Raw genomic sequence first — 17913 nt, 5'->3', positions numbered from 1 at the left:
TTTGTTTTTTTTAAGTAAAGGGAACATCCCACTTGCAATGGTAATTTAAATCACGATTTCTCTCTCCAATTGAACGAGCTGGCACTCCAGCAACAACGGTGAATGGCTTCACATCCTTGGTGACCACTGCACCGGCACAGACCACCGCCCCTTTACCAATTTTTACATTTTGCAATATCGTCGCATTGACTCCAATCCACGCATAGTCTTCAACCACGATGGGGAGAAAGACTCCTCTGAACTGTCGGGTGTTGTGATTGTGACTTCCTGTCATGATGTTCACATGATAGGATATAGATACATTGTCGCCAATTGTGATCCCGCCACGTCCATCGAGCAGGCAGCCTCTATTGATATGGGAGTATCTTCCTATTCTGATTTTCTGCGGAGTCATGATATAAACTCGCTTCATGATAATAGTCCCGTTACCTATTTTCATTTTGAGCATCTTCATAAAAGGCTTTCTGAGTTTCCAAAAAGGGATGAGTGGTAACCAGTCGTTGAGCAGATATTCGGTTCCAAATGCGACTATCCACTTGTAGGGTAGGCTCATTTTCAGTCGCTCAACCACTATATGCTTTTTGATTTTAAACTTGTCTATGCAGGAAAGAGGTCTTCCTGTGACGATTATTCTATTGTGTTTGAGGCTCTGCTCCAGTTGATTTGATATACCTTTTGTTAGGAAAATCTGAATTGTAACATTTGTTTTCTTAAACTTATAACCCTTGGAATAAAGTTTATAGATCATCAACCAATCAAGGGCAAAACCATATTTCTCTGCTTGAGAGACATCAAACAGATGTGTTTGATGCACGTCCGTTCTCACCAAAGACGATCCATGACGGTAAATTGGTCCATGCCGCATATCCTCAAGATTTTGAGATGCTTCTTGGAATATGTCCGTATCGTCATCTCGTTTGATACTGTTGCCATAGATAACAGCTACATTTTGAATGTCTGGAGTATATTTGATAGTCTTTTCCAACGACTGTTTCTCGGCAAAAAGATCACCACTATTGAGAAAGTTGATCCAATTTCCTGTTGCGTGTGCGATACCTTTGTTCATGGCATCGTATATGCCTTTGTCGGGTTCTGAGCACCAATAAGCTATCCTTTCTTCGTATTCGCGAATGATTTCGACAGTCCCGTCATTGCTACCACCATCAATCACAATGTATTCCTTGTTTTCCCACGTTTGTGAGAAAAAGCTTTCCATCGTCTCTCTGATATGTTTCGCATCATTAAAGACAACGGTGATTACGCTTATTTTATTGTTTTTGCTTATCAGTTTCAATGATTCCATATTCCTTGTGCTTTGTTTTGGATAAGCAGATGGCACTGATAGAGATGGATAATGGCCATCAGTGCATAACTTGCCGCCATAGCTATCACGATACCCTCTATTCCATGTTGTTTACCTACAAAAACAACCGCCACAAAATATATTACCGTGAAACTTACGGATGTAATAATTTGTATTCTGATTTTGTTTAAACCGTTAATCAGATAGGTTGCGCAGTTATTTAAGTTAAAAAAGCATACATAGGCCAATACACTCATAGAAACTGAAAGTGGAACCACGACTTTATTGCCTACCCATAAATAGTAAAAAGAGTTTCCTAACAACAACATGATCAGGCCTCCCATTACAGAGAGTAGCCAAAAACGTAATGATCGTTTAAAATTTTTTTCTATCCAAATCCAATCTTTTTTCACATAAGCATCTGTATAAGCATTCCACATGGGAGATATAAGAACTGTATAGGCTATGACCAAAAGATTGAAATACTTATAGGCAATGTTATATACAGTCACTTGTGATGGCCCACAAAAGCGTGTAATGAAAACATTGGCAGCTCCGAAAATAAAAAGGCAGCTTGTGATTTGTATGATAAAAAATCCTAATCCCTTGCTTATAACTTGCTTGCCTATGCTTCTGTCGAAATCTGCTAATGAAGGCTTGAGTTGTGGATAATGTCTAAATGTAGGAAAGATAGCGAATAGGTATATACAAGTATAAGTACCTGTATATACAAGCACTACATAAAGGAGGTTGCCGGTTGTGAATTTGGTTAGCAGGTATATAATGAGCAGGGAAATAACATTGCCTAATACATTCAGCAAGTCATTGAGTGCATATTTCTGGAGTGCCACGAAAACCAACCCGATATTTTTCAGCACAAAGTTGAGCAAGGTGAACGAAATGGCTACAAATAACGCATCGCGTAAAGTGGTGTTGTCAATGTGCGTGGTATTAAACAGCCAATTAAAATTCATTAATGACATTGGAATCTGTGCCATTAGAAATATAACGATTGCCACAATGGATAATAGTGAAAAAGTAGTGCTAATATATTTCCTACTTCTTTTATAGTCTCCATTTGATATAGATTCTGCTAGATAATTGCGCATGCCATTGCCTAAGCCAATATCGAAAATTCCTATCCAGAAAAGCATGGAACTGATAGTCATCCATATGCCGTATACTTCATTATCTAAGTAATTGATTGTAACTGGCACTATAAGCAAAGAGGTAAGTAGTCCGATAGACTTCAGCGCTCCCGAACCTAATATGTTGTTGCGTAGCATCTTGTTACGCTCATTCTTTGTTCTGATTATACTCATCAGATATACAGGTTGTTTCTCTATTTTGTCACGTTCGCTATCGTCGCGATCATCGCGGCGATACTGGCCATGCCGGTTCCAAGGCTCATGGTTTCTGCGATGCTCATCTTGCGTGAGATCTTGCTTGGAACCACGATCTCGCATCCTGGCTGGATTTTCGCGCCTTGGCTCACCTTGCTCACCATGCCGTTCATGTAGATGACGAAAGCCTTGCTCTTGTATGCGTTTTGAGAAAAACCGCCTGCGGCATTGATGTAATATCTTGGATTTTTTCCTTTTTTGTAAGCCACGGTGTTCGGATACATCACGGCGCCATTAATCTTCACGGTGGCGGTGTATTGGGGCAGAATGAGGCGGTCGCCAGCTCGCAGCGCGATGTTGGCGTCGCTCTTAGGGTTAGCGAGTGCCTTGTCAAGCTCTATGCCAACGGGGAAAGTGTTGGGCACCTCAAACTTCTTAAGCTGTGTCGATGATGCCTGTTGTCCTATTTGCTGTATATTGGCGGCGTTGTTGCTGCTCGACGCAAGCGAGAGGAGTTGTTGCTGCAACTGTTCTTGCTGCATTTTCAAGGCTGCTTCCATGCGTGCTCGTTCGGCCGTGTTTGGTATGCGTTCTAAGCGCGCCCCTTGGATATAGGCCATGTCTGTCACCCCACCTGCTGCCTGCAACAGGTCGGTGAGTCGCATGTTGCGCTTGTTTAGGGTGTATGTGCCGCCAAAAATCACCTCTCCCTCAATGGTCACGTTTTGTTGCTCTGAGTAGGCGGGGTTCTTGCGCACGTACACTTCGTCAAAGGGTTGTAGCACGAACCCTTGCTCGCCGTCAATCACGAAGCCATCTTTCAGCGCGAAACTGTAATTGCGTGCGATGATGCTATCTGTGGTTAGGGCTTTGGGGTTGTTCACCCTGCGAGCCACGTCCACTCTCACGGTAGACGCCGTCTCTTTCAGTCCGCCGGCTTGCAGCACAAAGTCTTCCAATGTCTCGTTATCGGCGTATTTGTATATGCCGGGGTATTGCACTTCGCCGTGTATGGTTATCGTACGCTCTGTCATGGCCTCTTGTTTCTTGGGTATGAAGAGCACGTCATTTTCTTTCAGTGGTATGTCTGCGACGCGACCGCTCATTATGCCATCCACGTCCACGCTTATCACTTTCAGCGTTCGGTCTGTTTTCATGCGGTGCATCACGGCTCGAGAGGTAAAGGCCTCCTCTGTCAATCCCTCGGCGTGTTTTATCAGTGTGCGCACGCTGTTGATACTTTCGCCTAATTGATACATCCCAGGTCTAAACACGGCTCCTTTCACCTCGACCGTGTTGTGGTATCGGGGCAATATGGAGTCCACGCTCACGCTGTCGCCATCCGCCACGCGAAAACTGCTCATGTCAAATTCTTCCACGTTGAATACCGCGCGCTCGCGTCCTGTCTTGCGATTTACGCGTACCGACTTGGTGTAGGCGTCGCCCGTAAATCCACCCGCGTATTTGAGCAGGCTTTCCACGCTCTCGCTCTTTTTCATCTCGTAGAACATGGGGCGTTTCACCTTGCCCGATATGTTGACCAAGCAATCGTATGGTCCCACGATGATCACGTCGCCATCAGCCAGACGCACGTTGCCCCTCATCTTGCCATTTAGGATATAGTCGTAGATGTCGCATACGCTTACCAATCGGTTGTGGCGATATATTTTGATGGCGCGTAGCGTTCCCATGTCGTTTGTGCCGCCTGCCATGTACAGTGCGTGAAACACGCTGGCAAATGCTGACAAGGTATAGGTGCCGGGTGTTTTCACCTCGCCCATCACGTTGATGGATATGGTGCGTGTCTGCCCCAGAGAAATCTTTATGTGGCTGCTTTGGTATCTCGTGCCCAACATGCTGCGTATACGGCGGTTGGCTTGGGCCACGGTCAGTCCGCTCACTTGGATGGGTCCGTAGTTTTCTATCACTATATCGCCATCTGGCGATATAGTGGTATCTATCGTTTTTTGCGACGCACCGTATATGTCTATAATCACCGCGTCGCCCGGTCCCAGCCTATAGTTCTGGGGGGTGGCGATGTTCATGGCTGGTTCGAAAGTCAGGTCCTTGTTGTTAAAGACGTCGCGCCCGAAAACCTTGTTTTTTTCTTGTTCCTTGTGGCTTAGGATGTCTCTCAGCAGTTTCAAAGAGTCGGTGGGGGTCATATTGTCGAGCGCCACCTGCATTTGCGTGAAGTCAGGGTCGTATTCGTTGTATTGCGCTTTCCACTTTGTGTTTCCTTGCAGTCGATGGGTGGTGGTGGTGGCGCGTTTCTCTGTTTCTGTCTCCGTGGCCTGTTTGTCGTATTCCTTGTCCTGTGAGTTGTTGGCGCGCATGCGGCTCTTTCCCTTGGTGGTCTGGCTCGCATCCCCCAAACCATCGTTATTCATCATGCGCTTATATTTTTTCTCAACGCGTCGCATTTGCGTTATATCCACACCGCTCTGCATCAGCTTTGTCACTATCTGTGCCCGCGAGGTTCCTCTTGCTGTTTCTTTCTGCACAAATTCGGCTACTTGCGAGTCGGTCATGGACGATTGTGACCATAAACTTAATGGCAATAAGCTCAACAGTATGATACAAACGATGTTTTTTTTCATTCTTATTAAGTTCTTAATTATAATTTAAACTTTCTTTTTATCAAAATATTGTGGGCGTTGTGCAAAGTTACGACAAAAAAAATTGCAACGAAGCAAATCTGATATGTTTTTGTATCACTTCTAACTACAAGGTTTATATGCGCTGGGTGTATGATGATGGCAAAACTATAACCAACAAGAGCAAAAGCTATCGTATATTTTTCTTATACGATGCCTTTGCTCTTTGAAATTTAGTGTGTGTCGTATGCGCTCGCCACATATCATGGTGGGCTATCAGCCCATTGGGTTCCATGTTATGAGTGCGGTTTCAGCCTATTTGCGTTTGGCTCGATCTTGGCACATGTCGATGAAATATTGGTGCACGGCGGTCTCATCACTTAACTCGGGATGAAACGACGTGACTAACTGGTCGCCCTGTCGCGCGGCTACGATGTGTCCGTCTACGATGGCCAAGACCTCGCAATCTTTGCCCACCTTGTTTATATATGGTGCTCTGATGAAGACCATCGACACTTCGCCCACGCCTCTCATCTCGGCTCTTGTCACGAAGCTGCCGAGCTGTCGGCCATAGGCGTTGCGTCTCACGTCTATGCTCATGGTGCCCAAATGCTCGCCATCAAGCATGATAAGGCCAGCGCAAGTGCCAAACGTGGGCAGGCCGTCGATGATGTCCTGCCTGATGGGCTCGTACAACCCCAAGTCGCGAACAAGCCTCATCATCGTGGTGCTCTCGCCCCCCGGTATCACAAGTCCGTCCTTGGGTTGCCGCCAGTCTGACAGGTTTCTTACCAAAAAGGTCTCGATGCCCATTTTCTGAAGCGTTTGCTGGTGTTCGGCAAACGCTCCTTGCAGTGCTAAAATGGCTATTCTCATTTTCCTCTCTCGGCCATCAGTATTTGTATCTCGCTCTCGTTGATGCCCACCATAGCCTCACCGAGGTTCTCGCTCAGCTCGGCCAGCATCTTGGCATTGTCATAGTTTGTCACGGCCTGCACGATGGCGCGAGCTCGTTTCTCGGGATCACCGCTCTTGAATATGCCGCTGCCCACGAACACGCCCTCGGCTCCAAGTTGCATCATCAAGGCTGCGTCGGCGGGGGTGGCCACGCCTCCGGCGGCAAAATTGACCACTGGCAACTTGCCGTTGTCATGTACATATTCCACCAATTCAAACGGCACGCGCAGCGTCTTGGCAGTCTCGTACAGTTCATCGTGGTTAAGTGAGGTGATGCGGCGTATTTCGCTTTGCATCATGCGCATGTGGCGCACGGCCTGAATGACGTCTCCGGTGCCGGGCTCGCCCTTGGTGCGTATCATGGTCGCGCCTTCGCTAATGCGTCTCAGGGCCTCGCCGAGATCCTTGGCGCCACATACGAATGGTACGCTGAATTGGCGTTTGTCTATATGGTAAACATCGTCGGCCGGAGAGAGCACCTCGCTCTCGTCTATGTAGTCTATCTCGATGGCTTGCAATATCTGCGCCTCCACGAAATGGCCTATGCGGCATTTAGCCATCACGGGTATGCTGACGGCCTCTTGGATACCTTTGATCATGTGTGGGTCGCTCATGCGCGACACGCCACCAGCTGCCCTGATGTCTGCTGGGATGCGCTCTAAAGCCATTACGGCGCATGCGCCAGCGTCTTCGGCTATGCGCGCTTGCTCGGGGGTTGTCACGTCCATGATCACACCGCCTTTGAGCATCTGTGCCAAGTTGCGGTTAAGAGTTGTTCTATCTTCCATTGTATGATTGTATTAATTTATGGTTTGTCCGCAAAGCTAAACATAAAAAAAGGAACGGCATAACGGTCGTTCCCTTATCGTAAAATATTGTTCCGAAAATCACAAGTCGCCCAATTTGTTCCGGTATGCGTTGGGCGGACAATTGGCGTTCGCGCCGAAAAACTTGCTGAACATGGCCGGGGAGGAGAATCCCAACCGATAGGCCACCTCGCTGACCGACAGTCTCGTAGCGCCCAACAGGCTCTCGGCTTCCGTCATCAGGTAGTCGTCGATGATTTGTTTGGGCGACTTGCCCACCACCTGCGAGGTGATACGGGCGAGGTATCTCGGCGTGATGGCCAGCTGGTCGGCGTAGAAGGCCACGCCGTGGGCCGTGCGGTAGTGGGCCGCAATGAGCGTCATGTACTGGTTGTAGAGGTCGGCGGGCCGAAGTCCTCCTCCGTGTGGCTCCACGGCATAGACCACCTGCGAGTGCAGATAGTCGTGGGCTAATCGGATGGCCGTGGCAATGTCGTCGCCCATGGCCAGTCGGGTGGCGACGGCCGACGATAGCACACCGCCCACACCGTGACGCTGCCAGCCCTCGGTGTTTTGCGAGGTGAAAAACTGCGGACGGCCCGCTCCGTAGAGTAGGGTGGTGAGCCGGCCTTGCGTCTGGTGACCGCCACGCAGGAGAATGGCCTCGGCTCCCATCTCCTTCAGTGCCTCGGCGGCCGCCGTCATGTCGTCGTCTGAACGGATGGCACGTCCCAGTAGCAGCTCGGCCTCATTGCAGCGTAGGATGAGAAGCGTGGCCTCTGGAACAAGCTCTCGCCGCCACGCGTCGACAGCGTCGTCGGAGAGGAGCCGCTGGCCACGCGAGCTGACGATGCCAGGCACGAGCACAGTCCGCGGACATCCGATGATCTCACGCCTCAGGGCGCGGATGGTCGCGGCATCGCGCACCATGCCTACCTTGGCGGCACGGGGATGAAGATCCTCGACGATGGCCTTCACTTGTCCCACAACCATGTCGCACGGCAGGTCGAGCAGGCTGCGGATGCCGCCGCTGTCTTGCACGGTCATGGTGGTGATGGCTGTCAAGGCGTTGCCGCCAAGGGCCGTGATGGTCTTGATGTCGGCCTGTATGCCGGCCGCGCCCGTGTTGTCGGAGCCGGTGATGCTTAGCACTGAAATCATTGGTTTCATGGTGCAAAGATAGCAAATCCTATATGGAAAGCCGCTCTTTCCGCCGCCAAAAATTGGCACTATGCTCACGGGGCGGTTGTCTGTGTGCTTGATGTGGCTGTTCCGTCAAAAGCGTGGATAAAAAAATAACGTTGAAAAAAACGGATAAAACCATTCTGTTTTTAGCTTTTTTGCAAAAAGACAAGGCAGGGGGGCGGAAAAATGGGCAAAAAATGACAATTTGGCAAAGCGCTTGAAGACAGAGACTTGTGCTTTCTTAACAAAAATCGGTGTTGCCATTGCTATCCAATCGCACAGTGATTAGATAGCAATGGCAACGCGATGGGATAGTAAAGGCTCGCCGTTTAGGTCTTTGTCGCATGAAGAAAAAGCAGTAAAGGGCAATCTTGAGTCCGTTTTTTGAGTGATTTTTGGGTAAAAATCGATGGATTTTCCACGGAAATTGTCTTGTTCTCTTCGTTTGGAAGCTCGCCTCTTGCCTTTCCGAAGCTATTTGAATCCATTTCGTAACCCCTGAAAATTCGGAATTATCCTGACATTTCCCAGCTTTTGACATGCCGACATCGCAGCCTATTCCGCTCTCGCGGCGCATCGGGCATCGACTATAGTTTTAACGTAAAGTTGTAAATATTCAAGATAGAAGTGCAATTTCGGGGTGTTTTATTTTGTCTTTTCGCTTGTTTGTACTATCTTTGCAAATTGGAAAATGGCCGAAATGAGGATAATGTCCATGAAATGATGGCAAGCGTCGTTCGCACTAAAGGCCATGCAAACACGTAGAATGCTGATTTTTCAGTAGAACACGATGTATCGGGGTTGACTGGATTTGACAGCAGGATGAGATGGTACGTAAGCACGCGGAGCCTTGGTAGCTTGCTCCTTAATCTGAGCTGTCAAAAAATTAATTGGCGAAAACAATTACGCTCTCGCTGCCTAACTGAAGAACAGTAAGTTACTGGCTTAATTCCGTCACAAGGTGATGGAACGAGACATCGCTCCAAGGATGTTGTTCCGAATCTGAGGGTTTAGCGGTGCAGGAAAATCGGAAATAGCTTTTGTAGGCCTCGATGCAAGGGTGAAATTTAGAGGATAAGGTGCCGGTTGGTGGTCCAGGTCTTGCCGTCACACGAAAATCGAAGGCTGGAATAAACGTGTAGAAAGCGTATGATTTCCCTGTTTGGACGCGGGTTCGACTCCCGCCAGCTCCACTTTTAGGATAAGGTAGACCAGTAAGGAAGAATGCTTGAAATTAACCCTGTGTGTGGCTAATTTCAAGCATTTTTATTATTATATATATCCTGACAGATTGTGCCATGCGATATAAAGGCATCCTTGTTTTGTAATTGGCGCGTACGATAAGCCCCGTCTCCGCGCATGTCGCGAAAAACGGGGCTGTGTGTTTAAAATGGTTTAGATCAGATGGCGCTTGCTCCGCCGCAAGCTTTATTATTGGCCAAAACTATAAACATCTGTAATGTTATGAATGATATTTACGCCTTGAAGATGTGGTCTGCATAATTGCCATTTGCTAAGTTGGGTGTCTTGAGCTATTATTGGCACTTAATTGGTTGTTTTAAGAGACCTTTATTTCTCTCTCTTTCCATCCAGTACGACAGGGATGTAACCTTTGATAAGTTCAGGTTTAGGCTTGCCATCCACAAAGACGGAGGCGATGACTATCTGAATTTGGATTCGTTTTTTGGCTGGGATATATCCACCGAAAGAACCACTGATATTGATATAGAATAGTATTTTTAGGTGATGAGCCTTGCCCTCATACGTCGTGTTATATTCTAAAGGTTTGGGATTGACAGTAAAGAGCAATGGGTCGCTCTTCCGTATGTCTATCATGCAGTTTAGAGCTTGGGGTGGGAGTGTGGCAAGAGCGGCACTTATCTCTTTGTTAGTTATGTTCTTGACCAGTGGGGCGGTCGGAAAATTATTGATGCGCATGGTGGAGTCTGTCAGCATTTCCCATTTGACATCGACGGAGTCTAATTTTGACGCGGTGGTGGAAGTTGGATTTTTGTAAACCAACTTGCCAGTGTAGTTACCTTTAATTTGTTGGAAAGCTGCCGCCTTTTGTTCTTTGGTCAACACTGTCGGCTCATCATTGCCAATGCAAGATGTGAACGTCACTGCTGCACATGCGCAGCAAGCGAGAAAGATAGATCTGATAATTTTCATGTTTTAACGATGTTTATTAATTTGTTTTTTCCTGTTCGTTAAATGCTTAGACTGTCTAAATCTTGCATGTCTTGGTAATTTTTTTTGCTGGGAATACAGCGCGAGACATAAGTATATTATAAAATTCACCTTAATAGCTGCCCTACGAGGGGGCCAATGGCATGAGTTTTGAAAAAGTTGCGCTATTTGATGTTCAGCCGAATACCTACATTGACATTGCCCCCCAAAGGTTTATCAGTGTACGAGGATTTGATATCGCTTTGATTTTTAAAATAATATTCTAATCCTGGCTCAACGAAAACGCTCATCATCTTTACTGGCTTGTATGCCATTCCGGCGGCGGCGTGTGCGCTGAATAATAGTTTATGTTCGCTTAGAGTTTTTGAGATGGGAGGAGCGGTACGGTCTATATCAACGCATTTCGTGACGCTTTTTCCCTTGACGAGCTTCTCAACTTCAGCCCCAGCTTTGACATATATATTAAAATAATTAGACTGCCACAAAGAGTAAGTGACACTGATGGGTATGCCGATATAATGCAGGGTTTGCTCGGTCGTTTTGGTGGAAACGACCGTTTCTTCGGTGAAAGTGGAGATTAGTTTGCTATAAGTCAATCCGGACAGGATGCTCCATCGATCATCAATCATGTACTGAGCTGATACGCCTATTTTGATGGGACGATGGTGATATTCGCGTTTCACAGGCGGAGCGCTAATGGCGGACATGGATTTATTGTTGTCATCCCCGTTTACTGGCTCGCTTGCAAAATGGGTCATGCTGGTGGTATACATCATGTCTGTACCTCCGCCCGTTTGATGATGGGGTTGCCCCATATAGTATGCTGTAAGTTGCCATGTATCGGCATGACGCAATGTGTTATGCCGGTTGGTAGAATATTGAGAGCGATAGTGTTGAGATTGGGGTAGGTCGTTGCCCATAAAAGTTTGGCTGGCGTTATTCTGATCGACAATTTTGGCATCTCCCTCATGCTTTAAAGGTATTTGGACCACATCATGGTCAATGTCAGACTGGGCTAAAAGAGTCTTGCCCTCGTAGTTGGTATGCGCTGATGGGCTTTTTCTCATGGCAAATTTTAGACGTGACACCATTTTCCCTAAACTCTGTGCCATATCTTTTTTTTCGTTTTTTTTGAGTTGATACCCAGCGTCATTGATAGCTGTGGAAATTACATTTGCGGTAGCATTTTGGGATGTACCGTAATCCCAAGTCTTTTTTCTCTCGCACTTTGCCTTGTCTGCCATAGTGCGCTCGCTCTTATGATAGTGATGTAGATAGCCTATCGCGCTTACTCCAAGAAGAACTAACGCGCTTGCGGCCACTGCCATTTGTGGCCAAGACACCGCGTGACTAATCTTTCGTTTGGGCTGAGCTGGTACAATGCCACGGGCCAACATCTCTCGTTTGATATCGGCTAATAACCCTTCGGGCGGAGTCTTCACGTATTCCGTCCCAAGGCGTTCAAGGTCTTTCTTCCATTGCTTTTTCATTGTTTGCTTCGTTTAAAGTCCAAAATTAGTTTAGCCAACATGTTTTTGGAGCGGTGTAATTGAGACGCGGAGGTGTCTGGCTTAATGCCTAATATTTTCGCTATCTCCTTGTGCGACAAACCATCAATGATATATAGATTGAGCACCGTTCGGTATCCTGCTGGTAATTTCCCGATAAGTTGAGCCATCGTTTCAGTGTCTATTCCATAAGTGGCGGGCTCTTCATCAGGCAAATCGACCGGTTCATTATCGAGTGATGTCAAAGGGAACTTCTTTTTCTGACGCAGTGTTTGCAGGCTTTCATTGATCACAATACGGGCCATCCAAGCCCGTAACGAACCTTGGCCACGATATTCAAAGTGGTCTATCCGTGTGAAAATCTTGATAAAAGACTCTTGCAACACATCTTTCAACTCAGCGTCTTCCGCAATGTAACGAGCACAAATGCCCGTGAGATATGGGGCAAATTCGGCGTACAATTTATTCATCGCCAAGACGTTGTCTTCGCGAAACAGGTTGATAATATCTTCCTCCTTGCCAGTTTGGGTGTACGTCATGAATAGTTTTTCTGTCTTCTAAACGTCATAAGACCGTAAAACTTGCATAGTTTTTAAACAAATTTGCAGTCTAACGGTATTTTACGCAAGTTTCGGATTAAGATATGAACGTTTATTTTTTCATAAAAAAGCTTTGGTATTTCCGTATATCACAGGAAATGAATAGATAAGATTTGAGAAAATATTACTCAAAAAATCAAATCCATGAAAAAAATTACCATTAGAAATCCGCAATTTTTTCAGTGAAAAACGTCGTATTGCCGTTATGGACACATTCATGCGCCTACCTTGAAAACGCTAACTTGGATTGCCGCAGTCATGACGGAATGAAACATGAGAGGAACTGTCAGTTCATAAATCTTCACGTGTTCCAAATATCAGTGATGCATCCATTCTTTGTCATAAAAGGCTTCTCACATTACAACGGCTCTGTGCTAATCAGTATGCTTGGAAGAAAGAAACACATATTTGCCTGCGGTACTAATAGCGTATGACACCTACCTTGCCAAGACTGACTTGCGCATGGAAGCCATTGGAAAGATTTTCTCGCTTGTGCACCAGAAGTGCATTCTCGGGGATAGGGCTCCTTATGCTGTGTTAGAGCGATGGTCGCACACAGTTCATTCTTGACTTCTCGCTTCGTGGTGAGAAAGGAAACTAAAGAAAAGAAACTTTACGTGATGTTTGACAAAATTACTTAGGACGCTATTGGGGCTTTATTCATAAAAAAGGTATGCCTATTTTGACGCCCCCTCGTGTGGATTTGTGTAATATTGATTTTATGTTATTTAGCCGTTATCAAATATGCTTGGTTGCACGCCAAATATTAATCATGAAAGCAATAGAGGTTTATCAACTCATGCTATCTATTTTCATAAGAGAGTCTGTGATAATGTCTGCGCCAGCCAACCGCAGCTCGTCTACAGTACCATTACCGTAAGTGACACCACATGTTCGGCATCCCGCACGCTTACCCATAAGTATGTCAAAACTCATATCGCCCACAACAAGCGTATCTTTTGCGCTGACACCAAGCTGCTTCAGTGTTTTCAAAACCGGGTAGGGGTCTGGCTTAGCAATCTTCACGTCATCTGCTCCTAAAACCAACGCAATATAATTGTCAAGTTTCAAGTCGGACACAAATGCTGCAAGCGTGGCATGGCCACGGCTGCTTGCCAATGAGATGAGAATGCCATCATTATGCCATTTCTTGATGGCCTCAATAACACCGGGGAACACGTTCACCTTGTAGTTCTTGTTTTTCTCATGGAACAGACGATGGTAAGTTTCCACACATAGTCTGTTCTGTTCGTTAGAGAGAGGCATCATGGCCCTGAAACTTTCAACCAGTGGTAAACCGATGGTGCGTCGGCATTGCTCCTTAGAACGTTTGGGCAAACCGAGCGTACAGAGCGTTGTTTGCAATGTGTCAATTATAATCTGGTTGGTGTCGCCAATGGTACCATCAAAATCAAGTATAATCAGTTTGTACATGTCAATTGGTCTAAAAGATTTTCGCATCCATCTTCTATCAAGTCGAGAGCCAATTCAAAGTCGCTGTCACCACCATAATATGGGTCGGGTACGCTCTCGGCATCTGTATAACTTTTAAAATATGTTTTCATGCGCAGCACTTTGTCGCGCTCGTCATCGTCAGTTGCCATGGACCTAATGGTGCGATAGTTGTCTTCGTCCATAGTGATTATCATATCGAACTTTTTGAAATCGCTCTCAGCATCAAACTGTCTGGCGTGGTGAACAAAATGGTAACCACGTGCTTTGCCGTGGAGTCTCATGCGTTTGTCGGGCAGTTGCCCAACATGCCAGCCGCCAATGCCCGCAGAGTCTATGTAAAACAAGTTGGCAAGTCCGCGATTGTCGACCATCTTTTGCATCACGCCTTCAGCTGCCGGAGAACGGCATATATTGCCTAAGCAAATGAAAAGAATTTTGATTCTTTTTTCTTTCATTATTCGTTTATAGTGGGATTGCTGTGGATGTTAAATGTGGTGGGGTGGTGCAAAGATACCAAAAAACAGTGAGATCAATAATGTTTGAGACAGAATATTCACAGCAATAACGTTTGTTTTACAATCGTAGGATGTGCCTCTGGTTGCTTCCGGTTTTTTTATTTATGAGCTATCTATCAATATCTTATATTATTATGGACTTGGTTTGGAATTGAAAACGAATTGTAATCATTTAGTATGAGAATTACAAAACAAGTGTAACGATATTGACATTATTAGATAGTAAATTTGCAGCAGTGTAAAAACTGACAACTACAAGTATTCATCAACACTATAATAAAAGATGGAAAAAGGTTTATTCACTTTTTTGGTATTAACGCTTATGGTGCCTTTGGGAGACTATTTTGGCGAAGACACGATTTTGCCCAGTAACTTTGATTGGCGTGAGCAAGCACTCACTACCAATTATACTGTTACGGGAAAAGTGAGTTGTAATGGCGAAGGTGTCGTGGGAGTGGAGGTCTCGGATGGAGTAGAGATTGCGGTGACAGATTCGAACGGGGTATATCGACTGAATTCGAAGAAAGAGTTAGGTTATGTTTTTGTGTCAATACCAAGTGGTTACGAGGTGAGTTTGGATGGGAACTCACCTCTTTTTTTTAAGTATCTGGATTCAAAAAAAGATAAATCTGTAGAAGAGGCCGATTTCGAGCTAAATAAAGTGGACAATGAAAAGCATGCTGTTTTGGCTATGGCCGACTTTCATTTGGCTGCTCAAAACGATGACATCAAGCAGTTCAGAAAAGTGGCCGACGATATCAACAGCTCTATTTCAGATCTTAAACGTCAGGGTTATAAAGTTTATGGGATAAGTTTGGGGGATGAGAGTTGGGATATTTATTGGTATAGTAATCATTTCACTATCAGAGAAGCTAAGGAGCAGATGAAGATAATTAAAGCCCCAGTGTTTCACAATATGGGAAACCATGATGGTAATCCGTATAAACAAGGTGATAGAGCTTCGTCTCAAAAGTTCATTGACGCATGCGGCCCCAAATACTATTCTTTCAATCTTGGCAAGGTACATTACGTTGTATTAGACAATACCGAGTATATCAACGAGAACGGCAGAGAAGGTCATGTAGGTAAAATAAACTTTCGCGAGTCCATTGAAAGTCAGCAGATGAACTGGCTAAAAAAAGATCTTGCGCTCATAGACAATAGTCATACGCCTATTGTCATTGCGATGCACTCGCCCATATACAAACATCCCAACCTTAAAAACGGAAAAGAGACATGTGATTATCTCCTTAAAAATGGTGGGGAATTAGAGGAGGTACTACGTAGATTTGATAACGTGCAAGTGCTTTCCGGACATCTTCACAAAGCTCATCATTTGCAACAAACGGCTCATATTATTGACCATAACACACCTGCCATCTGTGGTACATGGTGGTGGACAGATAAATTAGCGGGTAATTCTGTTTGCCAAGATGGTTCTCCGAGCGGTTACGGTGTGTACCTTTGGCAAGGCAATCAAGTGAAATGGTATTATAAAAGTGCTGCTCATTCAAGAAGCTACCAGTTCAGAAGTTATGACCTGAACACCACGTGGATCGCTCCAAAGAGTTACGCTCCTAAGTTTATTAAGGATATGACGCAATATGCGCATAACTATGCCACACGCCGAAACGATAACAAAGTGCTTATCAACGTGTGGAACTATGACCCCGAATGGATTGTAGAGGTGAGTGAAAATGGAAAGAAACTTGATGTAACGCAGGTTCAAACGTACGACCCATTACATATCATTTCGTATGATGCCATACGTGTTAGGAGGGGTGGAGCACGCTTGGTCGATTTCCCAACAGTTCCTACAAGTCATATGTTTATGGTGCAAGCCAACCATCCTAACACCACACTACTCATTAGAGTGACGGATCGTTTTGGAAACATTTATCAAGAAAAAATGATGCGTCCCAAAGCGTTTCATACAATGATGAAATAGGAGAGAATAGGTAGTAAATAATGATAATATTATGTACGATTAGTGTTTTGATTGTACGTAAGAGACCAATCTATCAGTCCGATCACCGGCGCCTCTGTAATAAACCAATGCCTGATAAGTATTTTGCGTTTGGAAAAAATTTCCTTCGGATGGAACTAACACAATCTTTCCATTGGGTTGTCGGAGAACATATTGGTAATTATAATAACCTTGCTTTAGCAAAACGTTAGCCTGATAGAGCTTGTCGGTGTCGTTCCAAGTCATTTTGTATTTGGGCGATAGGTGGTCATTGGTCCATGCTCCATTGAGATAGACCTCGCCCTGAAGACGTGGAGATACAAGACAAAAATGTGTCACAGCATACTCAGAAGTAACGTCGTTATCGTAATTATCTGATGTTCTGGGATAAAAGGCTCCGTCCGCATCTCTGTTATATACATAATTGGGGCGTGGAGTGTCTTTCCAAACTGTGGCATGGTATGTATGTCCATCCCATGACACGCTTTCCAATCCCATCGTGGCGTGGTTCATGTCTAACATTTCGAATTTGCGAAATTCGTTGCCACCATCGAAGATCAGGTCTTTATTGTGACTCCATGCCATCCCATTGGGTGTGATGTATTGTGGTTTGACGTTGCGCGCGGCAGTGTGCCAAAGCCCATTTTGCAACACCACGGTTTTTATTTGCGTTGATGGGTCGGTTACTTTTGTATTGCCAAAATCCAACTTCATGGAAACCTGCTGGTACTTATCGTTTATTCCCGCATCTGTATTAGCAGACACCTCCATGCTGAGTTTCATCATGGGCTCCACCACCATGAAGCAAGCTGTAAGTACGGTCGAGTCCTCGTTTTGCTCGTCGTATATGATAACTTTGTAGTTGCCACTCAATTTTAAAATACATTTCTCATTAGGTATGCGCAACGTGTAATGGGTGTAAAGCTGGTTCGTGCCTTGGGATTGCCTTAAATTCTCGATGACATTACCCTGCGCAAAGCCCTCACAATAATCGCTCTCGAAAATTCCCGAGGAAGTAGACCAGTCTGCGTCGCAGTGTTCCACTTTGTAAATGTAGCGATGGTAGTTGTGTGTCAGGACGTCAAACGATATGGTTATGGGGGTAGGTTGCCCTAATTCTATGACAGGCATACCCATCCAGTTTTCGCCTGCCATTACCTGTAACGAGGCTATCTTGGGGTCTGCCACGTTGTTTCGCTGTCCAAATGACATGAGAGTCGCGTTCGCCAATAATATGACAAAAAGAACCAGTTTGCTCATAGTAATAATGCGTTGATGACACAAATGTAATAAAATAAATGTAGAAGCAAATTATTTTTTGCTTTTATCATGGCCTGAATGTCAAAATAACGCCTTCCCCAAATTCAGGGAAGGCGTTTAATAAGTGTCTCTTTGTCCATGAGCATCATCATGCCTTGCTGTCAAAAAGCTATTGTTTCAACAATCCCTCCTTGGCCTTAACGCTGAGACATTGGCGTTTACAAAACGA

Annotated in this window: 14 protein-coding genes and 1 other RNA gene; 3 read left to right on the top strand and 12 right to left on the bottom strand. The window is 45.4% G+C overall.

Annotated features, from left to right (window positions below):
* Window positions 1-10 precede the first annotated feature (10 nt).
* From C7379_RS04475 to C7379_RS04450, 6 genes are all read right to left on the bottom strand, one after another.
* Window positions 11-1303: a glycosyltransferase gene (locus C7379_RS04475; protein ID WP_116616178.1), complete on the bottom strand. Its 1293-nt coding sequence runs from the start codon at window positions 1301-1303 to the stop codon at window positions 11-13.
* Window positions 1291-2625 (bottom strand): lipopolysaccharide biosynthesis protein, encoded by a 1335-nt coding sequence (locus tag C7379_RS04470; RefSeq protein ID WP_116616177.1) that lies wholly within the window; start codon window positions 2623-2625, stop codon window positions 1291-1293. Before C7379_RS04470 ends, C7379_RS04475 begins: the two co-directional genes overlap by 13 nt.
* A gap of 20 nt (window positions 2626-2645) precedes the next feature.
* Window positions 2646-5246 carry an SLBB domain-containing protein gene (locus tag C7379_RS04465; RefSeq protein ID WP_116616176.1) on the bottom strand — a complete coding sequence of 867 codons (2601 nt, stop codon included), beginning with the start codon at window positions 5244-5246 and terminating at the stop codon, window positions 2646-2648.
* A gap of 312 nt (window positions 5247-5558) precedes the next feature.
* Window positions 5559-6119, bottom strand: coding sequence for a pyridoxal 5'-phosphate synthase glutaminase subunit PdxT (gene pdxT / locus C7379_RS04460; RefSeq protein WP_116616175.1), 561 nt, complete (start codon window positions 6117-6119; stop codon window positions 5559-5561).
* On the bottom strand, window positions 6116-6988 hold the full coding sequence (gene pdxS / locus C7379_RS04455; RefSeq protein ID WP_116616174.1) for a pyridoxal 5'-phosphate synthase lyase subunit PdxS: 873 nt from the start codon (window positions 6986-6988) through the stop codon (window positions 6116-6118). The genes pdxT and pdxS overlap by 4 nt, the downstream gene beginning before the upstream one ends.
* Before the next feature lie 99 nt (window positions 6989-7087).
* The gene (locus C7379_RS04450) at window positions 7088-8167 is read right to left on the bottom strand and encodes a bifunctional hydroxymethylpyrimidine kinase/phosphomethylpyrimidine kinase (protein ID WP_243406712.1); all 1080 of its coding nucleotides are present in this window, start codon (window positions 8165-8167) and stop codon (window positions 7088-7090) included.
* Window positions 8168-8289: 122 nt separating this feature from the next.
* Here C7379_RS04450 and C7379_RS13080 point away from each other — a divergent pair, with 122 nt between their 5' ends.
* On the top strand, window positions 8290-8412 hold the full coding sequence (locus tag C7379_RS13080; RefSeq protein WP_262500756.1) for a hypothetical protein: 123 nt from the start codon (window positions 8290-8292) through the stop codon (window positions 8410-8412).
* A 576-nt stretch (window positions 8413-8988) separates the two neighbouring features.
* Window positions 8989-9387: a transfer-messenger RNA gene (gene ssrA, locus C7379_RS04445) on the top strand.
* Between the two features lie 373 nt (window positions 9388-9760).
* Here ssrA and C7379_RS04440 read toward each other — a convergent pair.
* From C7379_RS04440 to C7379_RS04420, 5 genes are all read right to left on the bottom strand, one after another.
* Window positions 9761-10363 (bottom strand): DUF4840 domain-containing protein, encoded by a 603-nt coding sequence (locus C7379_RS04440; RefSeq protein WP_116616172.1) that lies wholly within the window; start codon window positions 10361-10363, stop codon window positions 9761-9763.
* Window positions 10364-10545: 182 nt separating this feature from the next.
* The gene (locus tag C7379_RS04435) at window positions 10546-11871 is read right to left on the bottom strand and encodes an outer membrane beta-barrel protein (RefSeq protein ID WP_116616171.1); all 1326 of its coding nucleotides are present in this window, start codon (window positions 11869-11871) and stop codon (window positions 10546-10548) included.
* Complete coding sequence (locus C7379_RS04430) at window positions 11868-12428, bottom strand: RNA polymerase sigma factor (RefSeq protein WP_116616170.1); 561 nt, start codon at window positions 12426-12428, stop codon at window positions 11868-11870. The genes C7379_RS04435 and C7379_RS04430 overlap by 4 nt, the downstream gene beginning before the upstream one ends.
* 852 nt (window positions 12429-13280) lie before the next feature.
* Entirely contained in the window at window positions 13281-13922 is a 642-nt protein-coding gene (locus C7379_RS04425; RefSeq protein ID WP_116616169.1) for an HAD family hydrolase, read from the bottom strand.
* Complete coding sequence (locus C7379_RS04420; protein ID WP_116616168.1) at window positions 13910-14398, bottom strand: low molecular weight protein-tyrosine-phosphatase; 489 nt, start codon at window positions 14396-14398, stop codon at window positions 13910-13912. Before C7379_RS04420 ends, C7379_RS04425 begins: the two co-directional genes overlap by 13 nt.
* Window positions 14399-14741: 343 nt before the next feature.
* Between C7379_RS04420 and C7379_RS04415 the strand changes: the two genes are divergently transcribed.
* Complete coding sequence (locus C7379_RS04415; protein WP_116616167.1) at window positions 14742-16406, top strand: calcineurin-like phosphoesterase C-terminal domain-containing protein; 1665 nt, start codon at window positions 14742-14744, stop codon at window positions 16404-16406.
* Window positions 16407-16445: 39 nt separating this feature from the next.
* Here the strand turns inward: C7379_RS04415 and C7379_RS04410 are convergent, their stop codons facing one another.
* Window positions 16446-17684, bottom strand: a complete 1239-nt coding sequence (locus C7379_RS04410; RefSeq protein ID WP_116616166.1) for a type IX secretion system plug protein — start codon at window positions 17682-17684, stop codon at window positions 16446-16448.
* Window positions 17685-17913: the final 229 nt, after the last annotated feature.

It is taken from the genome of Hallella colorans (assembly GCF_003096815.1).
Classification (GTDB): Bacteria; Bacteroidota; Bacteroidia; order Bacteroidales; family Bacteroidaceae; genus Prevotella; species Prevotella colorans.
The sequence above is the reverse complement of the archived record's forward strand: the minus strand, read 5'-3'. Positions and strand labels throughout refer to the sequence as shown.

Excerpts from the sequence above, each read along its gene's own strand:
- C7379_RS04475 (WP_116616178.1), bottom strand. The coding sequence starts at position 1,303 with ATGGAATCATTGAAACTGATAAGCAAAAACAATAAAATAAGCGTAATC.
- C7379_RS04470 (WP_116616177.1), bottom strand. The coding sequence starts at position 2,625 with ATGAGTATAATCAGAACAAAGAATGAGCGTAACAAGATGCTACGCAAC.
- C7379_RS04465 (WP_116616176.1), bottom strand. The coding sequence starts at position 5,246 with ATGAAAAAAAACATCGTTTGTATCATACTGTTGAGCTTATTGCCATTA.
- pdxT (WP_116616175.1), bottom strand. The coding sequence starts at position 6,119 with ATGAGAATAGCCATTTTAGCACTGCAAGGAGCGTTTGCCGAACACCAG.
- pdxS (WP_116616174.1), bottom strand. The coding sequence starts at position 6,988 with ATGGAAGATAGAACAACTCTTAACCGCAACTTGGCACAGATGCTCAAA.
- C7379_RS04450 (WP_243406712.1), bottom strand. The coding sequence starts at position 8,167 with ATGATTTCAGTGCTAAGCATCACCGGCTCCGACAACACGGGCGCGGCC.
- C7379_RS04440 (WP_116616172.1), bottom strand. The coding sequence starts at position 10,363 with ATGAAAATTATCAGATCTATCTTTCTCGCTTGCTGCGCATGTGCAGCA.
- C7379_RS04435 (WP_116616171.1), bottom strand. The coding sequence starts at position 11,871 with ATGAAAAAGCAATGGAAGAAAGACCTTGAACGCCTTGGGACGGAATAC.
- C7379_RS04430 (WP_116616170.1), bottom strand. The coding sequence starts at position 12,428 with ATGACGTACACCCAAACTGGCAAGGAGGAAGATATTATCAACCTGTTT.
- C7379_RS04425 (WP_116616169.1), bottom strand. The coding sequence starts at position 13,922 with ATGTACAAACTGATTATACTTGATTTTGATGGTACCATTGGCGACACC.
- C7379_RS04420 (WP_116616168.1), bottom strand. The coding sequence starts at position 14,398 with ATGAAAGAAAAAAGAATCAAAATTCTTTTCATTTGCTTAGGCAATATA.
- C7379_RS04415 (WP_116616167.1), top strand. The coding sequence starts at position 14,742 with ATGGAAAAAGGTTTATTCACTTTTTTGGTATTAACGCTTATGGTGCCT.
- C7379_RS04410 (WP_116616166.1), bottom strand. The coding sequence starts at position 17,684 with ATGAGCAAACTGGTTCTTTTTGTCATATTATTGGCGAACGCGACTCTC.